The organism is Burkholderia sp. Bp9099 (genome assembly GCF_003857805.1).
GTDB lineage: Bacteria > Pseudomonadota > Gammaproteobacteria > Burkholderiales > Burkholderiaceae > Burkholderia.
This window is the reverse complement of the sequence record NZ_QTPU01000001.1, coordinates 19,149-42,403: the sequence shown is the minus strand read 5'-3', so window position 1 is coordinate 42,403 and position 23,255 is coordinate 19,149. Positions and strand designations below refer to the sequence as shown.

General features: G+C 69.0%; 19 protein-coding genes. 14 read left to right on the top strand and 5 right to left on the bottom strand.

The window, feature by feature from the left end; genetic code table 11:
• The first annotated feature begins 122 nt into the window (after window positions 1–122).
• The 4 genes from DIE17_RS00175 (at window position 123) to ilvD (ending at window position 6,605) form a co-directional block, all read left to right on the top strand.
• Window positions 123–1,748, top strand: coding sequence for an APC family permease (locus tag DIE17_RS00175; protein ID WP_044842883.1), 1,626 nt, complete (start codon window positions 123–125; stop codon window positions 1,746–1,748).
• A gap of 71 nt (window positions 1,749–1,819) precedes the next feature.
• The gene (locus tag DIE17_RS00170; protein ID WP_124920484.1) at window positions 1,820–3,412 is read left to right on the top strand and encodes an aldehyde dehydrogenase (NADP(+)); all 1,593 of its coding nucleotides are present in this window, start codon (window positions 1,820–1,822) and stop codon (window positions 3,410–3,412) included.
• Complete coding sequence (locus tag DIE17_RS00165; RefSeq protein WP_044842881.1) at window positions 3,405–4,427, top strand: Ldh family oxidoreductase; 1,023 nt, start codon at window positions 3,405–3,407, stop codon at window positions 4,425–4,427. Before DIE17_RS00170 ends, DIE17_RS00165 begins: the two co-directional genes overlap by 8 nt.
• 318 nt (window positions 4,428–4,745) lie before the next feature.
• A complete protein-coding gene (gene ilvD / locus DIE17_RS00160; RefSeq protein ID WP_124920483.1) occupies window positions 4,746–6,605 on the top strand; it encodes a dihydroxy-acid dehydratase in 1,860 nt (619 codons plus the stop codon).
• Between the two features lie 211 nt (window positions 6,606–6,816).
• On the opposite strand, the gene DIE17_RS00155 is transcribed toward ilvD, so the two are convergent.
• Window positions 6,817–7,617, bottom strand: coding sequence for an SH3 domain-containing protein (locus DIE17_RS00155; protein WP_124920482.1), 801 nt, complete (start codon window positions 7,615–7,617; stop codon window positions 6,817–6,819).
• A gap of 33 nt (window positions 7,618–7,650) precedes the next feature.
• Window positions 7,651–8,085 carry a hypothetical protein gene (locus tag DIE17_RS00150; RefSeq protein ID WP_124891559.1) on the bottom strand — a complete coding sequence of 145 codons (435 nt, stop codon included), beginning with the start codon at window positions 8,083–8,085 and terminating at the stop codon, window positions 7,651–7,653.
• Between the two features lie 308 nt (window positions 8,086–8,393).
• On the opposite strand from DIE17_RS00150, the gene DIE17_RS00140 reads away from it, so the two are divergent.
• Window positions 8,394–9,956, top strand: a complete 1,563-nt coding sequence (locus tag DIE17_RS00140; protein ID WP_124665768.1) for a sigma-70 family RNA polymerase sigma factor — start codon at window positions 8,394–8,396, stop codon at window positions 9,954–9,956.
• A 187-nt stretch (window positions 9,957–10,143) separates the two neighbouring features.
• The gene (locus DIE17_RS00135; protein WP_124920481.1) at window positions 10,144–11,022 is read left to right on the top strand and encodes a helix-hairpin-helix domain-containing protein; all 879 of its coding nucleotides are present in this window, start codon (window positions 10,144–10,146) and stop codon (window positions 11,020–11,022) included.
• A gap of 99 nt (window positions 11,023–11,121) precedes the next feature.
• On the opposite strand, the gene DIE17_RS00130 is transcribed toward DIE17_RS00135, so the two are convergent.
• Both DIE17_RS00130 and DIE17_RS00125 read right to left on the bottom strand, forming a co-directional pair.
• Complete coding sequence (locus DIE17_RS00130) at window positions 11,122–11,547, bottom strand: helix-turn-helix domain-containing protein (RefSeq protein ID WP_124920480.1); 426 nt, start codon at window positions 11,545–11,547, stop codon at window positions 11,122–11,124.
• Between the two features lie 127 nt (window positions 11,548–11,674).
• Window positions 11,675–12,115 carry a MarR family winged helix-turn-helix transcriptional regulator gene (locus DIE17_RS00125; RefSeq protein WP_124920479.1) on the bottom strand — a complete coding sequence of 147 codons (441 nt, stop codon included), beginning with the start codon at window positions 12,113–12,115 and terminating at the stop codon, window positions 11,675–11,677.
• A gap of 134 nt (window positions 12,116–12,249) precedes the next feature.
• On the opposite strand from DIE17_RS00125, the gene DIE17_RS00120 reads away from it, so the two are divergent.
• Window positions 12,250–13,782, top strand: a complete 1,533-nt coding sequence (locus tag DIE17_RS00120) for a DHA2 family efflux MFS transporter permease subunit (RefSeq protein WP_124485030.1) — start codon at window positions 12,250–12,252, stop codon at window positions 13,780–13,782.
• 39 nt (window positions 13,783–13,821) lie between these two features.
• Here the strand turns inward: DIE17_RS00120 and DIE17_RS00115 are convergent, their stop codons facing one another.
• Window positions 13,822–15,336, bottom strand: a complete 1,515-nt coding sequence (locus DIE17_RS00115; RefSeq protein ID WP_124920478.1) for an acetyl-CoA hydrolase/transferase family protein — start codon at window positions 15,334–15,336, stop codon at window positions 13,822–13,824.
• A gap of 642 nt (window positions 15,337–15,978) precedes the next feature.
• On the opposite strand from DIE17_RS00115, the gene DIE17_RS00110 reads away from it, so the two are divergent.
• The 7 genes from DIE17_RS00110 to DIE17_RS00080 are packed head-to-tail and all read left to right on the top strand — an operon-like array spanning window position 15,979 to window position 23,191.
• A complete protein-coding gene (locus DIE17_RS00110; protein WP_124485032.1) occupies window positions 15,979–16,659 on the top strand; it encodes a CDP-alcohol phosphatidyltransferase family protein in 681 nt (226 codons plus the stop codon).
• Window positions 16,656–17,465 carry a 2OG-Fe(II) oxygenase gene (locus tag DIE17_RS00105; RefSeq protein ID WP_044843987.1) on the top strand — a complete coding sequence of 270 codons (810 nt, stop codon included), beginning with the start codon at window positions 16,656–16,658 and terminating at the stop codon, window positions 17,463–17,465. Before DIE17_RS00110 ends, DIE17_RS00105 begins: the two co-directional genes overlap by 4 nt.
• On the top strand, window positions 17,462–18,463 hold the full coding sequence (locus DIE17_RS00100; protein ID WP_044843986.1) for an HpnL family protein: 1,002 nt from the start codon (window positions 17,462–17,464) through the stop codon (window positions 18,461–18,463). Before DIE17_RS00105 ends, DIE17_RS00100 begins: the two co-directional genes overlap by 4 nt.
• A 36-nt stretch (window positions 18,464–18,499) precedes the next feature.
• Entirely contained in the window at window positions 18,500–19,267 is a 768-nt protein-coding gene (locus tag DIE17_RS00095) for an NTP transferase domain-containing protein (RefSeq protein WP_124920477.1), read from the top strand.
• A complete protein-coding gene (aepX, locus tag DIE17_RS00090; protein ID WP_124920476.1) occupies window positions 19,264–20,949 on the top strand; it encodes a phosphoenolpyruvate mutase in 1,686 nt (561 codons plus the stop codon). Before DIE17_RS00095 ends, aepX begins: the two co-directional genes overlap by 4 nt.
• Window positions 20,946–22,127, top strand: coding sequence for a phosphonopyruvate decarboxylase (gene aepY / locus DIE17_RS00085; RefSeq protein ID WP_124485036.1), 1,182 nt, complete (start codon window positions 20,946–20,948; stop codon window positions 22,125–22,127). Before aepX ends, aepY begins: the two co-directional genes overlap by 4 nt.
• Window positions 22,127–23,191, top strand: coding sequence for a 2-aminoethylphosphonate aminotransferase (locus DIE17_RS00080; protein WP_124920475.1), 1,065 nt, complete (start codon window positions 22,127–22,129; stop codon window positions 23,189–23,191). Before aepY ends, DIE17_RS00080 begins: the two co-directional genes overlap by 1 nt.
• The last annotated feature ends 64 nt before the right edge of the window (window positions 23,192–23,255 follow it).

Genomic DNA, 23,255 nt, shown 5'->3' with positions numbered 1-23,255 from the left:
GATCCCCGGCCCGCGCCGGTCGCTCGAACCGGTCGCACGCCGGCCGGCAGGTGTTGCGCCGCTGCTCCGTCGGAGCGCAGCGCAAGCCACACCTGCACCGATATTTCCCAGGAGACAAACCCATGCCAGGCCAAGGCAACACACACCCGTCCGTCCCGCTTTCCCGTTCCGTGCCCGCCGACGGCGGTCACGGCAAATTCAAGAAGCAGTTGTCGCTGACCGACCTGACGTTCATCGGCCTCGGCGCGATTTTCGGTTCGGGGTGGCTGTTCGCCGCGAGTCACGTGTCGACGATCGCCGGCCCGGCCGGCATCTTCTCGTGGCTGCTCGGCGGCTTCGCGGTGCTGCTGCTCGGCATCGTCTACTGCGAGCTCGGCGCCGCGCTGCCGCGCGCGGGCGGCGTGGTCCGCTACCCGGTGTTCTCGCACGGCCCGCTGCTCGGCTACCTGATGGGCTTCATCACGCTGATCGCGTTCTCGAGCCTGATCGCGATCGAAGTGGTCGCCGCACGCCAATATGCGGCCGCGTGGTTTCCCGGTCTCACCAAGGCCGGCTCGAGCGACCCGACCACGCTCGGCTGGCTCGTGCAGGCCGCGCTACTGTGCTTGTTCTTTTACCTGAACTATTCGAGCGTGAAGACGTTCGCGAAGGCGAACAACATCATCAGCATCTTCAAGTTCATCGTGCCGCTGTCGGTGATCGCGGTGCTGTTCACGTTCTTCAAGCCCGCCAACCTGACCATGCACGGCTTCGCGCCGTTCGGCATGCCGGGCATCGAGATGGCCGTGTCGGCCGGCGGCATCATCTTCGCGTACCTCGGCCTCACGCCGATCGTGTCGGTCGCGAGCGAAGTGCGCAATCCGCAGCGCACGATCCCGATCGCGCTGATCCTGTCGATCCTGCTGTCCACGCTGATCTACGTGCTGCTGCAGCTCGCCTTCATCGGCAGCATCCCGACCGACATGCTCGCCGCCGGCTGGCACGACGTGAGCAAGGCCTTCTCGCTGCCGTACCGCGACATCGCGCTCGCACTCGGCGTGGGCTGGCTCGCGGTGATGGTGGTGGCCGACGCGATGATCTCGCCGAGCGGCTGCGGCAACATCTACATGAACGCGACGCCGCGCGTCGTCTACGGCTGGGCGAAGACGGGCACGTTCTTCAAGGTGTTCACGCGTGTCGACGAAGCGTCGGGCATCCCGCGCGCGGGCCTGTGGCTCACGTTCGGCCTCGCGATCTTCTGGACCATGCCGTTCCCGTCGTGGGAAGCGCTGATCAACATCGTGTCGGCCGCGCTCGTGCTGAGCTACGCGGTCGCGCCCGTGTCGGTCGCCGCGCTGCGCCGCACCGCGCCCGGCCTGCCGCGGCCGTTCCGCGCGGTGGCGTTCGGCATCACCGGCCCCGCGTCGTTCGTGATCGCCGCGCTGATCGTCTACTGGTCGGGCTGGAGCACGGTGTCCTGGCTGCTCGGCCTGCAGATCGTGATGTTCGTGATCTATCTCGCGTGCCGCCGCTGGGTGCCGACCGCGCACCTGAGCATCGCCGAACAGGTGCGCTCGTCCGCGTGGCTGATCGCGTTCTACGCGGCCATGATCGTGCTGTCGTACTTCGGCGGCTTCGGCGGCACGGGCCAGCTCGCGCATCCGTACGACACGGTCGTCGTCGCGGCCGTCGCGCTCGTGATCTTCTACTGGGGCGCCAACACCGGCATCCGTTCCGACAAGCTGCAGCTCGAAGACGACGAAGACTGACGCACCCGCTTTCCCCTTTCCACTCCGGCCGGGCGCATCACGCCCGGCCCCGCATTTTCCGAGGAAGAACCATGCAACTCACAGGTCAGCTCCTGATCGGCCAGTCGGCCGTCGCCGGACAGAACGGCACCCTTCACGCGATCGCCGCCGCGACCGGCGAACCGCTCGAACCCGCGTTCGGCGGCGCGAGCCTGCACGACCTGGAGACGGCCTGCGCGCTCGCCGACGAAGCCTTCGACACGTATCGCGAAACGGGCCCCGAGCAACGCGCCGCGTTTCTCGACGCGATCGGCCGCAACATCATGGCGCTCGGCGACGACCTGATCGAGCGCTGCGTCACCGAAACGGGGCTGCCGCGCGCACGCATCGAAGGCGAACGCGGCCGCACGGTCGGCCAGCTCGCGCTGTTCGCGTCGCTCGTGCGCGACGGCGGCTACGTCGATGCGCGCATCGACCCGGCTCGTCCGGACCGCAAGCCGCTGCCGCGCGTCGACCTGCGCCTGCGCAACGTCGCGATCGGGCCGGTCGCCGTGTTCGGCGCGTCGAACTTCCCGCTCGCGTTCTCGGTCGCGGGCGGCGATACGGCATCGGCACTCGCGGCCGGCTGCCCGGTGATCGTCAAGGCGCACTCCGCGCACCCGGGCACGTCCGAGCTCGTCGGCCGTGCGATCCAGCAGGCCGTGCGCGAATGCGGGCTGCCGGCCGGCGTGTTCTCGCTGCTGTTCGATGCGTCGCGTGAAATCGGCCAGGCGCTCGTCGCCGATCCGCGCATCAAGGCCGTCGGCTTCACCGGCTCGCGCCGCGGCGGCGTCGCGCTGATGAACATCGCGGCCGCGCGCCACGAGCCGATTCCGGTCTATGCGGAAATGAGCTCGATCAATCCGGTGCTGCTGTTCCCGACCGCGCTCGACGCGCGCCACGACACGATCGCGCCGCAGTTCGTCGCGTCGCTTGCCCTCGGCGCCGGCCAGTTCTGCACGAACCCGGGCCTCGTGCTCGCGGTCGACGGCCCCGCGCTGCGCGCGTTCGAAGCCGCGGCAGCCACCGCCGTGCAGGCGACCGCCGCGCAGACGATGCTGACGCCGCACATCCACGCGAGCTATGCGCAAGGCGTGGCCACCCTGCGCGCGCACGACGCGGTCGAGTTGCTCGCGGAAGGCGTGGAAGGCGGCCGCTACCAGGCGCGCGCGGCGCTGTTCGCGACGTCGGCGGACGCGTTCATCGCCCACCCCGAACTGCGCGACGAAGTGTTCGGCCCCGCGTCGCTGATCGTGCGCTGCCCGGATGCCGACACGCTGCATCGCGTGCTGAAGTCGCTCGAAGGCCAGCTGACCATCGCCGCGCATCTCGCCGACGGCGACGCCGCGCTGTTCGCCGCGCTGCGCCCGACGCTCGAGCGCAAGGCCGGCCGCATTCTCGTCAACGGCTTCGGCACGGGCGTCGAGGTCGGTCATGCGATGGTGCACGGCGGCCCGTTCCCGGCCACGTCCGACACGCGCACGACATCGGTCGGCGCACGCGCGATCGAGCGGTTCCTGCGCCCCGTGTCGTACCAGGACGTGCCGGACGCGCTGCTGCCGGACGCCATCCGCAACGGCAACCCGCTGAACGTGCCGCAACGCATCGACGGCGTGCCCGCGCCGCGGGAAGCGCGCGATGTCTGAGCCGCTCGCCGAAGTCGTCCTGTCGCTCGACGAGGTGCACGCACTCGCGCTGCGGGTGCTGACGCACCACGGGATGTCCGCTGCGCACGCGCAGGCGATCGCCAGCGTGATCACGCAGGGCCAGCGCGACGAGTGCCACTCGCACGGCGTGTACCGGCTGCTCGTGTGCGTGCGCTCGCTGAAGAAAGGCAAGGTCGATCCGCAGGCGGTGCCGACGCTGCGCCGGCTGTCGTCGTCGATCGTCTCGGTCGACGCGCATCGCGGCTTCTCGCTGCTGAGCTTCGAGACCGGCCTGCCGGTGCTCGTCGAGATGGCGAAGCAGCACGGAATCGCCGCGATGACGATCAACCGCTGCTACCACTTCTCGGCGCTGTGGCCCGAGGTCGAGGCGATCGCCGCCGAGGGGCTGGCCGGCATCGCGATGAACCCGAGCCACAGCTGGGTCGCGCCGGAAGGCGGCCGCGAACCGGTGTTCGGCACCAACCCGATCGCATTCGCGTGGCCGCGCCCGGACGGCGTGCCGTTCGTGTTCGATTTCGCGACCAGCGCGATCGCGCGCGGCGACATCGAGCTGCATGCGAAACAGGGCAAGGCGATCCCGCCGCACTGGGCGATCGACGCCGATGGCCAGCCGACCACCGACCCGAAGGCCGCGCTGCAGGGTGCGATGCGCACCTTCGGCGGGCACAAGGGCTCGGCGCTCGCGGCGATGGTCGAACTGCTCGGCGGCGCGCTGATCGGCGACATGACGAGCCAGGAGTCGATGGATTTCGACGAAGGCGTCGGCGCGACGCCGTGCCACGGCGAACTCGTGATCGCGTTCGACCCGAAGGTGTTCCTCGGCGACGAGCTCGACGCAGGCCTCGCGCGCGGCGAGCGGATGTTCGCTTCGATCACCGGGCAAGGCGCGCGGCTGCCGTCGCAACGGCGCTTCGATGCCCGCGCGCGCAGCATCGCGCACGGCGTGCGGATTCCGCAGGCGCTGTACGACGAAATCCTGACGCTGCTCGACTGACGCGCGATCGGCGGGTACGGCGCACGGCTTCATCGTCGGCAGAACGGGCGATGAAGCCGCTGCCGGCTCCGCCGGCGATGGCCGGCGTCCGCCTTCGTGCCTGGTGCGCCCGGTTCGCCTTCACGCTCGGCACACCGAGGCGCTGTCCGGCCCACCACTCCACCCGCGCCCTCGCCCGCGGGCGCCGCACGCCCGGCGGCTGTGGGATAATCGTCGAGTTTGCCCAGGGCGCAGCTCAAGAGGTTGTTCGCACGGGCGCGCGAGAGGCCTTTATTCCCGTGCCTCCACCCTTTTCCGCGATATTTCTTCAGCCATACCATGCCCACATACCGTTCCAAAACTTCCACCGCCGGCCGCAACATGGCAGGTGCGCGCTCGCTGTGGCGCGCCACCGGCATGAAAGACGACGATTTCTCGAAGCCGATCATCGCGGTCGTCAACTCGTTCACGCAGTTCGTGCCCGGGCACGTGCACCTGAAGGATCTCGGCCAGCTCGTCGCGCGCGAGATCGAGGCCGCCGGCGGCGTCGCGAAGGAATTCAATACGATCGCGGTCGACGACGGCATCGCGATGGGCCATGACGGCATGCTCTACTCGCTGCCGAGCCGCGACATCATCGCCGACTCGGTCGAATACATGGTGAACGCGCACTGCGCGGACGCGATGGTCTGCATCTCGAACTGCGACAAGATCACGCCAGGGATGCTGATGGCCGCGATGCGCCTGAACATCCCGGTGATCTTCGTGTCGGGCGGCCCGATGGAAGCCGGCAAGACGCGACTCGCGAACCCGGTCACCAAGGCCATCGAACTGAAGAAGCTCGACCTCGTCGACGCGATGGTGATCGCGGCCGACCAGTCGTATTCGGATGCCGACGTCGCCGAAGTCGAACGTTCGGCGTGCCCGACCTGCGGTTCGTGCTCGGGCATGTTCACCGCGAACTCGATGAACTGCCTGACCGAAGCGCTCGGCCTGTCGCTGCCCGGCAACGGCACGGTCGTCGCGACGCACGCCGATCGCGAGCAGCTGTTCAAGCGCGCCGGCCGCCGCATCGTCGAGCTGACCCGCCAGCACTACGAGCAGGACGACCTGCGCGTGCTGCCGCGCTCCGTCGGCTTCAAGGCGTTCGAGAACGCGATGACGCTCGACATCGCGATGGGTGGTTCGACCAACACGATCCTGCACCTGCTGGCGATCGCGCAGGAAGCCGGCATCGACTTCACGATGAAGGACATCGATCGCCTGTCGCGCAGCGTGCCGCAGCTGTGCAAGGTCGCACCGAACACGAACAAGTACCACATCGAGGACGTGCACCGCGCCGGCGGCATCATGGCGATCCTCGGCGAGCTCGACCGCGCCGGCAAGCTGCACACCGACGTGCCGACCGTGCACGCGCCGACGCTGAAGGACGCGCTCGACCAGTGGGACATCGTCCGCACCGAAGACGATGCGGTCCGCACGTTCTACCTGGCCGGCCCGGCCGGGATCCCGACGCAGGTCGCGTTCAGCCAGGACACGCGCTGGCCGAGCCTCGACCTCGACCGCGCCGAAGGCTGCATCCGCTCGTACGAGCATGCGTTCTCGAAGGAAGGCGGCCTCGCCGTGCTGACCGGCAACATCGCGCTCGACGGCTGCGTGGTGAAGACGGCCGGCGTCGATGAAAGCATCCTCGTGTTCGAGGGCTCGGCCCACGTGACCGAGTCGCAGGACGAAGCGGTCGAGAACATCCTGAACGACAAGGTCAAGGCCGGCGACGTCGTGATCGTCCGCTACGAAGGCCCGAAGGGCGGCCCCGGCATGCAGGAAATGCTGTACCCGACGAGCTACATCAAGTCGAAGGGCCTCGGCAAGGCATGCGCGCTGCTGACCGACGGCCGCTTCTCGGGCGGCACGTCGGGCCTGTCGATCGGTCACTGCTCGCCGGAAGCGGCGGCGGGCGGCGCGATCGGCCTCGTGCGCGACGGCGACAAGATCCGCATCGACATCCCGAACCGCACGATCGACGTGCTCGTTTCGGACGAGGAGCTCGCACGGCGCCGCGAGGAGCAGAACGCGAAGGGCTGGAAACCGGCGCAACCGCGCCCGCGCAAGGTGTCCGCCGCGCTGAAGGCCTATGCGAAGCTGGTGATGTCGGCCGACAAGGGCGCCGTGCGCGACCTGTCGCTGCTCGACGACTGACGCGCGGCGGCGGGCCGCACGACGGGCCCGCCCGCGTCGATCGGGAGCCGCTCTCCGGAGCGGCATCGGACTGCTGACGAACCCCACGTTTTTCGGAGCGTGGGGTTTCGTTTTTCCAGGAACAGGCTTGCAGGGGCGCGATGAGCGAGCCGACCGATCCGTTTTTCGTCCGGCGCAGGCCAAGGGCCGCGCCCCCGCTGCCGTCGGCCGGTCAACGGCGAAACTCGTCGCTGCTGCCTCCACCCCCGCCACCGCCGTGGTTCCCGCCGCCGTTTCCGCCGCCCTGCGGCCGTGCGCCGCCGTAACCTCCACCACCCTGATGCGTCGGCGGCACCATCATCCGGGCCGCGCCACCGCTCGGTGCGGGCGGTGACGATTGCGGCGGGGGCGCCGGCTGACGGGCAGCCGCGCCAGGCATCGGCGCGGGTGCGGGTGCGGCCTGCGGCGCCGGCGCGCGGTTCGGGCCGTTCCAGCCGCCGCGCGTGGCCGACGGCCGTGCATCATGCCGCTCGGACGGCTCGCCGCCCGGCACGCGCTGAACCGGCCCGCCCGGCTGCGGGCGCCCGTAGGCCGGCGGCATCCCGCCGGGGCCGATGCGCGGCTCGGCACGATGCTCCCAGCGGTCGCGATCGTGAAACCACGGCCGGTGGCGGTAGTAGCGATCCCAGTACGCGCCGATCGCGAACCCGGTCACCGGCACGCCGATGATCGCGCCGTATTCGAGCAACGGCACGTAATTGCCCTGATACGGATAGTCGAGCTGCTCCGCGTCGATCCAGCCGCGCACGCCCGGCAGCGCGACGTCGCACCATGAGTAATCGCTCAGGCAGCCGAACACGTCCAGCGCGGTGCCGGGCGGGACCTGCGCGACGACCGGATAATCGGGCGCCGGCCCCGCATAGATTTCGGCCCCGGAATTCGTATAGGCGCTGCTTTGCGCGTCGGCGAGGCCCGGTATCGCGGCGAGACCGAACATGACGACGCACAGACTTCGGATGATCGTGTTGCTCATGTTGCTCTCCCGCGCGGTGCCGCCGCGCGTCGGTCAGTGTCGATGGCCCCCGCCCCAATGCCCGCCTCCCCAGTGGCCGCCGCCCCAGGGACGGCGCCAGTACCCGCCGCGGTAGCCGCCGCCCCAATGCCCCCAGAAGCCGAGGCCGATCGTGACGGGCGGCCCGTACCAGCCCGGGTAATACGCGGGATAGTAGGCCGGGTAAGGCACATAGACCGGCGCGGCATATACCGGAGCCGGCGCGTCGGCGTAATCGTCCGCCGGCGGCGGCACGGCCGGCACCGCGGGTGTCGACGGGGCAACCGGCCCGGCATTTGCCGGCGCTGCCGGGAGTTCGCGCTGCGAAACCGTGGCAGGCACGGGTGCGTAATACGGCGCATAGCCGTACGGGCTCGTGTAATAACAACCGCTCAGCGCGAGCATGGCCAGCGCCATGACGGCAGGCCTCGCGGCGGAAATCGGGTTCATTTCATGCTCCGCAGGAATCCGCGCGTCGCTGCGTGGCGCGCGCCTGACTCTAGCTTACGTCCCCCGCATATTTCTGCGGGTTTGATCCGTTACTTTTTGTTTCCACGGGTCGAATCCAGGTCGCAACCGGGCGGGCATGCCGCATGCTCGCGCGTCAGCCGCGCCGACGTTGAAGTTGACGCAAATGCCCTCAACTTGAATATCGAGTCAGGCTGGCCGGCGCGGACGGGCGTTCGCGGCCTCCGGGAGCCTGAAACCCGCGGACTTCGGCCCGCCCAGAGAGGAACGCGGCTCACGCCGCCATCGACATGACTACGCCACGCCCCACGCTTCGGGCGGACACGCCCCTCGATCCGATCATCCAGCTGCTGGCGCTTGCCGGCGAACAGGGTTATCTGACGCACGCCGACCTCGTCGACGCGCTGCCGCCGGAAAGCGACAGCCCCGACGCGCTGGACGTCGTGCGCGCCGCGCTGGCAGACATCGGCATCGCCGTGCTCGACGAGCCGGCCGCGCCGGTGCCGTTCGCGGGCGCGGCGCCGGTCGACGTCGATCGCGACGCGCTCGACGAGGGCCGTGCGCTGCTCGGCGATCTGGCCCGCGGCACGAGCGCATCGACCGATCCGCTCGCGCTCTACATGCGGCGCATCCATGCGGTGCCCCTGCTCAAGCGCGAGGACGAAATCGTGCTGGCTCGCGAAATCGAAACGGGCCGCCATCAGATCCTGCACGCGCTCGCCGGCTGTCCGGCGGCCGTCGAGGCGCTGCTCGCGCGCCACGGCGCGACGAGCGCAACCGGCGCGGCCGCCAACGAAGGCGATGACATCGGCGACGGCGAAGGCAACGCACCGGTGCCTGCACGCTACGACACACTGCAGGACGCGGTGACGGCCGTGCGCCGCGCATTGCACGCGCAGGGCTGCCGCTCGGCCGAATACCGCGACGCGCGCAACCGCCTGGCCGCGCTGCTCGGTTCGCTCGCGTGGGTGGCACCGGCCGTCGACGACGCAAGCCGCGTCGTGCGCGCACTGGCCGCCGCGCCGGTCGACGCCGCGACGGACGCCGCCGCGGGCACCGACGCCGCGTGCTTCGACACGGTCGCGCGGCGTGCGCTCGGCGCCGCGCTGAGCGACGGCCAGCAGAAGGTGCGCGACGGTACGCGCGCGATGCTCGAGGCGAACCTGCGGCTCGTGCTGTCGATCGCGCGCAAGTACATGAACCGCGGCGTCGACCTGCCCGACCTCGTGCAGGACGGCTGCCTCGGCCTGATGCGCGCGATCGAGAAGTTCGAATACCGGCGCGGCTTCAAGTTCTCGACCTACGCGACCTGGTGGATCCGGCAGGCGGTCGCGCGCGCGGTGGCCGATCGCGCGCGCACGATCCGCGTACCGGTGCACGTCGGCGACCAGTACCAGCGCGTGCATCGGCACGCACTGCGCTTCCGCCAGCGCACCGGCCGGCGCGCGACGCCGGCCGAACTCGCGGCCGAAACCGGGCTCGCCGAGGACAAGCTGCGCGCGGTGCTCGCGCTCCCTGCCGAGCCGGTGTCGCTCGACACGCCGCTGCCCGACGCGGACGCCGGCCTCGTCGACCTGATAGAGGACCAGGCATCGGCGAGCCCGTTCGAGCAGCTGGCCGACACGCGGATGCGCGAATGCGTGACGTCGCTGCTGCGCTCGGTCACGCCGGCCGAGGCCGACGTGCTGCGCCGCCGGTTCGGCCTCGGCGGCGCCGAGCCCGACACCTACGACGCGATCGCGCAGGACGCGGGCATGTCGCGCGAACGCGTGCGGCAGATCGAGAAGCGCGCGCTCGCCGCGCTGCGCACGGCCGCGGAGGCGGAAGGCGCGCAGACGTTCCTCGAAGCGTGACGCATCGCACGTTCGTGCCGCGACCCGGCACGAACGTGCGCGGCCCGCTTCCGCCTGTGCAACGTTTGCTATTGATGCACATCAAGTTTTGTTCGTCGCCGGCCCTGACAATGTGTTGAAATAAAAAAATGCGACCGGCGCGTTACCCGCCGTGTCCATTCCGTTTGCACATCCCCGGGCTCCGCACATGCAAACGACCATCGGCCAGACACACGAGGAAAACCGGCAAATCGCGGCCTGCCTGCGCGAAGCCGCGCAGTTGCTTGCCGAACAGGGGGCGAATCCTTATCGGGTTGCCGCCTACCGCGCGTCGGCCGACACGATCGCCTCGCTCGAATACGGCATCCGCACCCGCTTCGACGCGGGCGGCGTCGATTCGCTCGCCGCACTGCCGGAGATCGGCACGGGCGTCGCCCAGGCGATCGCCGAACTGCTGGTGACCGGACGCTGGCGCCTGCTCGACCGGCTGCGCGGCGACGCGGAGCGCGCGTCCGCATTCGAAGCCGTGCCAGGCATCGGCCACGCGCTCGCGCTGCGGATTCACGACCAGTTGCACATCGATACGCTCGAGGATCTCGAACGCGCGGCCCGCAGCGGCCAGCTCGAAGCGATCGCGGGCGTCGGCCCGCGTCGCGCGTCCGGCATCCGCGCTGCGCTCGACGACGTGCTGACCCGGCGCCGGCGCTGGCAAGGCCACGCGCGCAACGCCGATCTCGGCACGGAGCCGCCGGTCGAGCTGCTGCTGTATATCGACCGCCTGTACCGCAACAAGGCCGCCGCCGGCATCCTGCCCACGCTCGTGTCGCGTCGGCTGAACGCGGACCTGAGCGTTCAGCCGCCCGTGATGCACATGACGAAAGGCGGCTGGCATTTCACCGCGCTGTGCCCGTATCCCGTTCGCCCGCAGGAGTCCACCCGCACCGCCGACTGGGTCGCGCTCTACTTCTACGATGCGCTGCAATGCGAGTACCAGAGGACGGTCGTCACCGAAACGCTCGGCTCGCTCGTCGGCAAGCGCATCGTGCGCGGACGCGAGATGGAGTGTCGTGTGTATTACGCGGGATGATCCGCTCGGGGGCGTTGGCCGCCGCGGTACGGACGCCCGGACGCCCGGCCGCCCGCCCGCGCGCCCCGTCCGTTCCGGCAAACCGGACCGCTTGACCGCTTACGTGCCGTCCGTCTTCGTGCGGCGCACCGGATGACGATGCGCGGCGATGCGCAGCAGCTTGCGGAACGACGGACACTCGAGATGACTCGGCGCCGAGCACACGGCCGCATGGCGCAACGCATCGCGCACCGCGCCGAGACGGCGGATCGTACGGTCGAGCTCGTCGGCCTTGTCGTCGAGTTTCGCGCGGTCGATCGCGGGACGGCCGTCCGCGCCGAACATCGCAAGAATGTCGTCGAGCGAAAAGCCGGCCTCGCGGCCGAGCGCGATCAGCGCCAGGCGCTCGAGCACCGATTCGTCGTACTGGCGCCGCAGCCCGTGACGGCCGGTCGGCACGATCAATCCCTTTTCCTCGTAGTAGCGCAGCGTCGACGCGGGCAATCCCGAGCGGCGCGCGACATCGGCGATGTCCAGACGGCTCATGCTTGATCTCAAGTGAACTTGAGGTTGCAAGATAGCGGCCCGACTCCTCCGACACAAGCCCGGACCGCCCCGCCGTTGCCGCAGCCGCCCCGCCGTTGCCGGCCGATTCAACTGCGCCGCGCCCGCGTCATTCGCCGCCGCTGTCGATCAGGTTGTGACGCACGCGCCCGAGCAGGCGCACGAGCGTGTCGCGCTCGTCGCGCGTGAAGCCGCGCAGCCCGTCGTCGGTGACGGTGTCGCCCACTTCCAGCATCTGCGGAAAGATCTCGCGCGACTTGTCGGTCAGCCGGATCACGAACGCGCGGCGATCGTCGTCGTTCGCGATGCGTTCGATCCACCCGCAGCTTTCCATCCGGTCGAGCAGCCGCGTCAGTGAGATCGGCGTGATCTCGAGCCATTCCGCGAGCCGCGCCTGATTCATCTCACCCTTCCACGTCAGGTACGCGAGCACGCGGCTTTGCGCGCGAGTCAGCCCGAGGCGCTTCGCGCGCCGGTCGAACAGGCGTCCTTGCAGGCGGGCCACGTCGGAAATCAGGTAACCGATCCGGTTCTCGTAATTCTTGTCCATGCGGCGATTATAGGGGCAGGCCGCGAATGCCCCCCGGCCCGGATCAAGCGATGAGCACAAATATAATAAGCATGCTTATAATTCGAGCCGTACCGGATCGCCGCCCACGGCGACCGCCCCACGGAGACACCCGCTTGAATCCCGCCGCCGACGCCCCCGCCTCGCCGCCCGCCCTCAATCGGCCGATGCTGACCCTGTCGATCATGCTCGCGACGCTGATCCAGACACTCGACAGCACGATCGCGAACGTCGCGCTGCCGCACATGCAGGGCACGCTGTCCGCGTCGCAGGACGAAATCACCTGGGTACTGACTTCCTACATCGTCGCCGCGGCAATCGCGACGCCGCTGACCGGCTGGCTGTCCGACCGGCTCAGCATGAAACGGCTGCTGACGATCTCGATCGCGGGCTTCACGATCGCGTCCGCGCTGTGCGGGCTGTCCGAGTCGCTCGTGCAGATCGTCGGCGCACGGCTGCTGCAGGGCGTGTTCGGCGCCGCGCTGGTGCCGCTGTCGCAGTCGATCCTGCTCGACATCAACCCGCGCGAGAAACAGGGCCAGGCAATGGCGATCTGGGGGATGGGCGTGATGGTCGGCCCGATCCTCGGCCCGACGCTCGGCGGCTGGCTCACCGACAGCTACAACTGGCGCTGGGTGTTCTTCATCAACGTGCCGATCGGTGCGTTCGCACTGGCCGGCGTGCTGACCTTCCTGCCCGCGCGCGCACCGCGCCCGCACGTGAAATTCGACGCGTTCGGCTTCGCGACGCTAGCGCTCGCGATCGGCGCGTTCCAGGCGATGCTCGACCGCGGCGAACAGCTCGACTGGTTCGGTTCGTACGAGATCCGCATCGAGGCGCTCGTCGCGGCGCTGAGCTTCGCGTTCTTCCTCGTGCATACGGCGACCGTCGGCAAGGCATCGTTCTTCAAGTCGGAATTGCTGCGCGACCCGAACTTCGCGACCGGCACGCTGTTCATCTTCGTCGTCGGCGCGGTGCTGTACGCAACGCGCGCGCTGCTGCCGCCGATGCTGCAGAACCTGATGGGCTATCCGGTCGCGACGACGGGGCTCGTCACCGCGCCGAGCGGCGCGGGCACGATGATCGCGATGCTGTTCGTCGGACGATTGCTGAAATACGTGGACGCGCGGGCGCTGCTGCTCGCCGGGCTGGCGATTTCCGCGCTCGCGCTGTGGCAGATGATGCAGTACACGATCGTGCTGTCCGAGGCGGACATCGTGTGGCCCGGGGTGGTCCAGGGCTTCGGCCTGGGGCTCGTGTTCGTGCCGCTGAGCGCGCTGTCGTTCTCGACGCTGCAGCCCGAGCTGCGCGCGGACGGCACGGCCACCTACAGCCTGATGCGCAACATCGGCAGCAGTATCGGCATCTCGATCGTCCAGACGCTGATGACGCGCAACACGCAGGTCGCGCATGCCGACCTCGCGACCCACATCACGCCGTTCGACCCGGCCGTGCAGGCGATGGCCGGCAGCCACGTCGACATCGCGCTGCTCGACCGCACGATCAACCAGCAGGCCGCGATGATCGCCTACCTGAACGACTTCAAGCTGATGTTCGTCGCGACGCTGCTGATGATCCCGCTGTTGCTGCTGATCCGCCCGCCGCAGAAAACGGCGAGCGTCGACGTCGCGCACGCGGCGATGGATTGACGCAGTGCGGCGGGCACCTGCCCGCCGCGGGCCGCGACGTCAGGCCTTCATCGTCCCGGTGCGCACGTAGCGCTCGTGCCACGACAGCGCCTCGGCGAGCAGGTGCGGCGTGTGCTTGCCGAAGCTCTCGCGCGACGCGCGCTCGAAGTAGTCCTCGAGCATCGGCCGGTAGTCGGGATGCGCGCAGGTCGCGATGATCTTGCGCGCGCGCTGCTTCGGCGACAGGCCGCGCAGGTCGGCGAGCCCCTGCTCGGTGACGACCACCGCGACGTCGTGCTCCGTATGGTCGACGTGGCTCGCCATCGGCACGATCCGCGAGATCGCGCCGCCCTTCGCGGTACTCGCCGACATGAAGCACGACAGGTAGCCGTTGCGCGCGAAGTCGCCCGAACCGCCGATGCCGTTCTGGATCTTCGTGCCCATCACGTGCGTCGAGTTCACGTTGCCGTAGATGTCGGCCTCGATCATCCCGTTCATCGCGATGCAGCCGAGGCGGCGCACGAGTTCCGGATGGTTGCTGATCTCCTGCGGGCGCAGCAGGATCTTTTCGCGGAACGTCGCGATCTCGTCCGCGAAGCGCTGCACCGCGGCCGGGCTCAGCGACAACGCCGTGGCCGACGCGAAGCTCAACGTGCCGTCGTCGAGCAGGTCGAGCATGCCGTCCTGGATCACTTCGGTGTACGCGGTCAGGTTCGAGAAGCCGGCGGAGCTGAGTTCCGCGAGCACCGCGTTCGTGATGTTGCCGACGCCCGACTGCAGCGGCAGCAGGTTTTCCGGCAGGCGGCCGCGCTTCACTTCGTGGCGCAGGAAGTCGATCAGTTGCAGCGCGATCTGCTTCGACGTGGCGTCCGGCGCGGAGAATGCGTTGCTGCGGTCCGGCGCGTCGGTCTCGACGATCGCGACGATCTTCTCGGCCGGGCAGCGCAGGTACGGCTCGCCGATCCTGTCGTCGCTTTTCGTCAGCGGAATCGGCTTGCGGTGCGGCGGCAGCGCGGTGCCGTAATAGACGTCGTGCATCCCGTCGAGGCCGAGCGGCTGGCGCGCGTTGACTTCGAGGATCACGTGCTTCGCCTGCTCGAGCCACGTCTTGTTGTTGCCGATCGACGCGGACGGAATCAGCAGCCCGTCCTCGCGGATACCCGCGACTTCGACGATCGCGACGTCGAGCTCGCCGTACAGCCCGAACCATGCGTATTGCGCGACGTGGCTCAGGTGGACGTCCTGGTAGTCGACTTCGCCGTTGTTGATCTTGTCGCGCAGCGTCGGGTCGGACTGGTACGGCAGGCGCATCGAGATGCCGTTGGTGCGGGCGAGCGCGCCGTCGAGTTCCGGCGCGGTCGATGCGCCGGTCAGCACGTTGATCCGGAAGTCCTCGCCGCGCGCGTGGGCCGCGTCGATGTGGGCGGCGAGCGCGGCGGGCACGGCCTTCGGATAGCCGGAACCGGTGAAGCCGCTCATGGCGACGGTCATGCCGGGGCGGATCAGCGCGGCGGCTTCGTCGGCGGTGCGGACGAGCGAACGCAGGGCGGGAGCGAGGATGCGTGAAGAAGACATGGCTGTATATCTGACGCTTTTGGTCTGTCGTTGACGTCGCGGGGGGTGTCTCCTGGGCGACGCGAAGCCCTTGGGGCCGCGAGGGGCGGCCCGGCACCACGGGCACGGTCGGAGTATCGCAGAGGCCATCGCCGCGAAATGTCCGTTGAATGCAAAAGATACTTGCCGAATGCGCCGGGTATCGAACGGCCGTTCTGTGACAGGGCGCGGCCGCGCATCGAATGCACTCGAAAGGTACGCGAAAGCGAACCGCCAATTTGCCGCGCACGGATTGCAAGCTGCTGAACGGCAATCGATCGATATCTTTCCGGATTGATCGCGTAAACGCGGGGAATCCGCACGCGACGGCCGATCGGCGACCGCCGCGGCCGATTGTCGCCCGACGCGGCTTTTGCGGGCCTGATGCACATCAACGCGACGACCCGCGCGGAGCGCCGCCGCGCCCGCGCGCAAGGCCCGTCCGCCCTTGACAGCCGCGCGACGCGAACCACACTGAAGCTGGTAAGGCCCGCCTGTGCGATCGCCGTTTCGCGCATCCGGTTCGCAACCGGGCGATGTCCGGAATACGCGGTAACACTCCCGTATGTCAGGACATTGATCGAATAAAAAGCAACAAATTACAATTCCGTATATATTTCGCCGATGGACCAAAGAAAAACCGCCACACGTTCCGAACCGCCCCTGCCACGCACCTGGGATGCGCGGCTCGCGCGCTCGCTCGTACGCCCGCTGATCGACACGCCCGTCACCCCGAATCACCTCACTACCCTTCGTCTGCTGATCGGCCTCGCCGGTGCCTGGTGCCTCGCGCAAGGCGGCTTCGGCTGGATCAACGCGGGGGCATTCCTGATCGTGCTGTCGAACTTCGTCGACCACACCGACGGCGAACTCGCGCGCATCAGCGGCAAGTCCAGCAAGATCGGTCACTTTTACGACCTCGCGGCCGACGCGCTCGTGACGGTCGCGCTGTTCGTCAGCATGGGCCTCGGCATCGTCGCCCAGGGCGGCCAGATGGCCGCGTCGCCGGTGCTGCTCGGCGCGGTGGCCGGCGCGGCCGTCGCGCTGATCTTCTTCCTGCGCATGCGGATCGAATCGATCGCCGGCAAGGCCGGCACCAAGCAGGCGTTCGCCGGCGGCTTCGAGACGGAAGACGTGCTCTACCTGCTGCCGATCGTGACGCTCGTCGACGGCGTCCAGCCGTTCCTGCTCGCGGCATCGATCGGCGCCCCGCTGTTCGCCGCGTGGGTCGTGATCGACTGGTGGCGCATCGTCCGCCGCGGCAATCTCCCGCAGAACCCTACCGAAATCCAGGTTTCCAAATGACTCCTAGCACGCGCGACGACTCCGTGCTGAGCCCGGCACGCCCCGCGCCTGCGCGCGCGGCAGCGGCCGATCCCGATCGCACCGTGGCCGACTGCGTCGGCCGCCTCGACCTCGACCGCCTGCGCGGCGACTACACGCGCCAGGGCTCGTTCCTGTACCTCGACGCATTCCTGCCGGCCGACGCGCACGCGAAGCTCGCGGCCGCCGCCCGCGCGATGCAGGCCGGCCTGAACCGCAATTACCTGCCCGGCCACAAGCAGGGCGGCAGCGTGAGCCGGCACACGATCGACGAGCAGGCGCCGTACATCGCGGAGCTGTACCGCTCGAAGGCGCTGATCGGCTTCCTCGAGAAGGTCACCGGCGACAAGCTGATGCTGTCGCCGGACGACGATCCGCATGCGTACGCGCTGTACTACTACACGAAGCCGGGCGACCACATCGGCTGGCACTACGACACGTCGTACTACGACGGCCGTCGTTACACGCTGCTGATCGGCGTGATCGACGAGTCGTCGTGCCGGCTCGACTACGAACTGCATACGCGCAATCCCGACGTGCCCGACGAACCGGGTTCCGTGCAGATCGCCGACGGCGGCATCGTGCTGTTCGACGGCGACAAGCTGCGCCATCGCATCACGCCGCTCGGCCAGAACGAGACGCGCGTGTCGCTCACGTTCGAATACGTGACCAACCCCGGCATGCGGCCGTGGAAGCGCTTCATCTCGAACATGAAGGACGCGATCGCGTATTTCGGTTTCCGCCAGGTGTTCAAGCAGCTGGCTACGCGCCGGTCGAGCGGGTCATGACACGCGCCGGCCTGATCCTGCTGTCCCTCGGAACGGCACTGTTCGTCGCCCTGCTCGCGTGGCAGGGCGTCGGCGCGGTCGCGTCGACGTTCCTCGCGGCCGGCTGGGGCCTCGCGCTCGTCGCGGCATTCCACGTCGTCCCGCTCGTGATCGACGCGCTGGCGATCTCGGTGATGTTCCGCCGCGGCCAGCCGGGCGCCGAGCTCGGCAACGCGCTGCGCGCGCGCTGGGTCGGCGAATCGGTGAACAGCCTGCTGCCCGCCGGGCAGATCGGCGGCCCGGTGCTGATGGTGCGCCACCTCGCGCAGCGCGGCACGCGGATGGCCGACGCGGCCGCCGCGGTCACCGTCAGCACGACGATGCAGGCGCTCGCGCAGATGGCGTTCGCGCTGATCGGCATCGCCACGTTCAGCGTGTATGCGACGCACGAGTCGGTCGCTCACCTGCGCACGCCGGCGCTGATCGCCACCGGCGTGCTCGGCGCGCTGGCCGTCGCGTTCTACGCGGCGCAGCGGCGCGGGCTGTTCGGCCGCGGGTTGCGTCTCGCGTCGAAGCTGCTCGGCCCGCGCGACTGGTCGTCGCTCGCGACCCGCGCGGACGCGATCGACGACGCGGTCGGCGCGCTGTACCGCGATCGCGCGAAGGTCGCGAAGACTTTCGCATTGAGCCTCGCCGGCTGGATCGTCGGCACCGCCGAAGTGTGGCTCGCGCTGCACTTCCTCGGGCACCCGGTCAGCTGGCTCGACGCGCTGCTGCTCGAGAGCGTCGGCCAGGCGATTCGCGGTGCGGCGTTCGCGATCCCGGGCTCGCTCGGTGCACAGGAAGGCGGTTACCTGCTGCTCGCCCCGCTGGTCGGCCTGCCGCCCGACGCGGCGCTCGCGCTGTCGCTCGCGAAGCGCGCGCGCGAACTCGCGCTCGGCCTGCCCGGCCTGCTCTATCTGCATTTCAGTGAAAGAAACTGGCAGCGGCGCCGTGCGCCGCAGCCCATCGCCGACTGATCGTTCAGATCCGCCGGCTTTTTGGTTGGAGAACCCATGCGAGCCATCATTCTTGCGGCAGGCCTCGGCTTGCGCCTGCAACAACCGCCCGAGGCGCAATTCCCGAAGTGCCTGCTGCGCTTCGACGACGTGTCGCTGCTCGAGCGCCATCTGCGTGTGCTCGACGCCGCGGGCGTCGATGAAATCGTGCTCGGGCTCGGCTTTCAGCACGAGAAGGTCGAGCAGGAACTGAAGCGCCTCGGCCGCACCGCCGAGATCGTGATCAACGAGCGCTATGACCTCGGCAGCGTGCTGACCGTGCACACCATCGCCGATGCGATGACGCGCGGCGGCGACGTGCTGCTGATGGACGCCGACGTGCTGTACGACGAGAACATCCTGCACGCGCTGGTCGCCGATGCCGACAAGTCGGTCGACCGCCTGCTGATCGATCGCGACTTCGAGGCCGGCGACGAGCCCGTCAAGCTGTGCCTGAAGAACGGCGTGCCGGTCGAGCTGCGCAAGCAGCTCGCGGTCGACCTCGACTACGACACGATCGGCGAGTCGGTCGGCTTCTTCCGCTTCACCGAAGGCACCGCGCGCCGCCTCGCGAAAATCGTCGCGGACTACGTCGACAGCGGCCGCGCGAACATGCCGCACGAGGAAGCCGTGCGCGACCTGCTGCTCGAAGGCGGCCACGCGTTCGACGTCGCCGACGTCACGGGTTCGCCGTGGATCGAGATCGACTTCCCGAACGACGTCGCGCGCGCGACGCAAGAAATTCTCCCCCTGATTCAACGCACGACCGCCGGAGCCGCACGATGAACGCACGCGAACCCAACTTCTCCGAATCGCGCAGCGCACGCCTGCGCCGCATGCTCGTCAGCAGCGAACTCGAATTCCTGATGGAAGCGCACAACGGCCTGTCCGCGCGCATCGTCCGCGAAGCGGGCTTCAAGGGGATCTGGGCATCGGGCCTCGCGATCTCCGCGCAGTTCGGCGTGCGCGACAACAACGAGGCAAGCTGGACGCAGGTCGTCGACGTGCTCGAGTTCATGGCCGACGCGAGCGACCTGCCGATCCTGCTCGACGGCGACACCGGCTACGGCAACTTCAACAACGTGCGCCGCCTCGTGAAGAAGCTCGAGCAGCGCGGCATCGCCGGCGTCTGTATCGAGGACAAGCAGTTCCCGAAGACCAACAGCTTCATCGGCGGCGAGCGCCAGCCGCTCGCGGAAATCGACGAGTTCTGCGGCAAGATCAAGGCCGGCAAGGATTCGCAGACCGATCCCGACTTCTCGATCGTCGCGCGTGTCGAAGCGCTGATCGCAGGCTGGGGGATGGACGAGGCGCTGCGTCGCGCGAACGCGTACGCGGAAGCCGGCGCCGACGCAATCCTGATCCACAGCAAGCTGTCGCGCCCGGACGAGATCCTGCAGTTCGCGCGCGAATGGAGCGGCAAGGCGCCGCTCGTGATCGTACCGACCAAGTACTACAGCACGCCGACCGACGTGTTCCGCCAGGCCGGCATCAGCACCGTGATCTGGGCGAACCACCTGATCCGCGCGTCGGCATCCGCGATGCAGGCGACCGCGCGCGAGATCCACGAGAGCGAAACGCTGATCAACGTCGAGGACCGCGTTGCATCGGTCAACGAGATCTTCCGCCTGCAGGACGCCGACGAGTACTCGGCCGCCGAGCGCATCTACCTGTCGTCGTCGTCGCGCGCGTCGAACGCCGCGATCGTGCTCGCCGCGAGCCGCGGCAAGGGCCTCGAAGCCGTCACCGAAGACAAGCCGAAGGTCATGCTGCCGGTCGCCGGCAAGCCGTTGCTGCGCTGGCTCGTCGACGGCTTCAAGACGCACGGCGTGAACGACATCACCGTGGTCGGCGGCTATCGCGCCGACGCGATCGACACGTCGGGCATCAAGCTCGTGGTCAACGAACGCCATGCGCAGACGGGCGAACTCGCGTCGCTCGCATGTGCGGCCGAACGCCTGACCGGCGACACCGTGATCTCGTACGGCGACCTGCTGTTCCGCAGCTACATCGTGCGCGACCTCGCGGAGAGCGAGGCCGAGTTCAGCGTCGTCGTCGATTCGTCGCTCACGGAAACCAACCAGAGCGTGCGCGACTTCGCGCTGTGCTCGGCGGCGGACGACCGCGGCCTGTTCGGCCAGAAGACGTATCTGCAACGTGTGTCGAGCGACGTCGCCGCCGGCACGCCGCACGGCCGCTGGATCGGTCTCCTGAACGTGCGCGGCGCGGGCGTCGACCGCCTGAAGGCGATGCTCGCGACGCTGCAGGCACGCCCCGATTTCGACACGCTCGACATCCCGTCGCTGCTCAACGAGCTGATCGCCGCCGGCGAGAAGATCGAGGTCCAGTACGTGCACGGCCACTGGCGCGGCGTCAACGATCTGGAAGACTTCCGCCGCGCGGGCGACTTCGCGCACGGCCAGACGCCGCTGTCCGAGCCGGGCGCCGGCAACGGGGGCGCGCAATGATCGAAGCGGCCCAGTTCGTCGAGGCCGCGCGCGAACGCGGTTTCGACTGGTACGCGGGCGTGCCCTGCTCGTACCTGACGCCGTTCATCAACTACGTGCTGCAGGACCCGACGCTGCACTACGTGTCGGCCGCGAACGAAGGCGACGCGGTCGCGCTGATCGCGGGCGCCACGCTCGGCGGCAAGCGCGGGATCGCGATGATGCAGAACTCGGGGCTCGGCAACGCGGTGAGCCCGCTCACGTCGCTGACCTGGACGTTCCGGCTGCCGCAGCTGCTGATCGTCACGTGGCGCGGCCAGCCGGGTGTCGCCGACGAGCCGCAGCACGCGCTGATGGGGCCGATCACGCCGGCGATGCTCGACACGATGGAGATCCCGTGGGAGACGTTCCCGACCGACCCCGAACAGGTCGGCCCGGCGCTCGACCGCGCGATCGCGCACATGGACGCGACGGGCCGCCCGTACGCGCTCGTGATGCAGAAAGGCAGCGTCGCGCCTTATGAGCTGAAGGCGAACCCGGCGGCAGCGCCGCGCGCGCATGTCGCCGCGCAAGCGTCGTCGCGTGCCGCGTCGGCCGACGCGTGGCCGACGCGCCACGACGCGCTGCAGCGCGTGATCGCGCACACGCCGGTCGATTCGACCGTCGTGCTCGCGTCGACCGGCTTCTGCGGCCGCGAGCTCTATGCGATCGACGACCGCCCGAACCAGCTGTACATGGTCGGCTCGATGGGCTGCGTGACGCCGCTCGCGCTGGGTCTCGCGCTCGCGCGCCCCGACCTGCGCGTGGTGGCCGTCGACGGCGACGGCGCCGCGCTGATGCGCATGGGCGTGTTCGCGACGCTCGGCACCTACGGCCCCGCCAACCTCACGCACGTGCTGCTCGACAACGGCGCACACGAATCGACGGGCGGCCAGGCGACCGTGTCGCAGCATGTGTCGTTCGCGGGTGTCGCGGCCGCATGCGGCTATGCGTCGGCGGTCGAAGGCGACACGCTCGACGTGCTCGATGCAACGCTCGCCGCGCGGGCCGACGGTGCGCAGTTCGTGCGCGTGGCGATCCGCACGGGCGTGCCCGACGGCCTGCCCCGCCCGACCGTCACGCCGGTCGAGGTCAAGACCCGCCTGATGCGGCATATCGGCGCCGCACAGGCTGAAGCCCACGCCGAAGGAGCTCATTGATGCTGCTGCTGAATCCCGGCCCGGTCACGCTCACCGAACGCGTGCGCCGCAGCCTGCTGCAACCCGACCTGTGCCATCGCGAAAGCGAATTCTTCGATCTGCAGGATGAAGCGCGTGCGCGCCTCGTCGCCGCGTACGAGCTCGATCCGGCCGAATGGGCCGCCGTGCTGATGACCGGCTCGGGCACCGCCGCCGTCGAGAGCATGATCGCGGCGCTCGTGCCGCAGGACGGCAAGCTGCTCGTGATCGAGAACGGCGTGTACGGCGAGCGCATCACGCAGATCGCGACGCAGTACGGAATCGCGCATGAGGTGCTGAAGCACGAATGGATGCAGGCGCCCGATCTCGCGCAGATCGCCGCGCGTCTCGACGCGGGCGGTTATTCGCACGTCGCGGTGATTCATCACGAAACGACGACCGGCCGGCTGAACGACCTCGGCGCGATCGCCGACGTGTGCCGTGCGCGCGGCGTGAAGATGCTCGTCGACGGCGTCAGCAGCTTCGGCGCCGAAGCGATCGACTTCGCCGGCGGCGTGATCGACGCGGTCGCCGCGACCGCGAACAAGTGCCTGCACGGCGTGCCGGGCGCCGCGTTCGTGATCGTGCGCCGCAGCGCGCTCGCGAAGGCGGCGAGCCGCACGTATTACCTTGATCTCGGCCGGCTCGCGAAGCTGCAGGATCAGCGCAATACGCCGTTCACGCCGTCCGTGCACGCGTATTACGCGCTCGTCGAGGCGCTGCGCGAGTTCGACGAGGCCGGCGGCTGGCGGGCGCGCCATGCGCACTACAAGGCGCTCGCCGATCAGGCACAGGCCGGGCTCGCGGCGCGCGGGATGGCGCTCGTGCTGCCGGAAGGCGCGTCGTCGGTCGTGCTGCGTGCGTACCGGCTGCCGCAAGGCGTCACGTACGAGACGCTGCACGACGGGCTGAAGGCGCGCGGCTTCGTGATTTATGCGGGGCAAGGCGGGTTGTCGAAGGAACTGTTCCGGATCTCGACGATGGGCGCGATTCAAGCGGCTGATGTCGAGCGGTTGCTGGAGGGGTTTGCCGCGTTGACGCAATGAACGTTGCTCACCCCTTCATCCGTAAGAGGCCCGCAAGGGCCTTTTTTGTTGTTCGGGAAGTAGC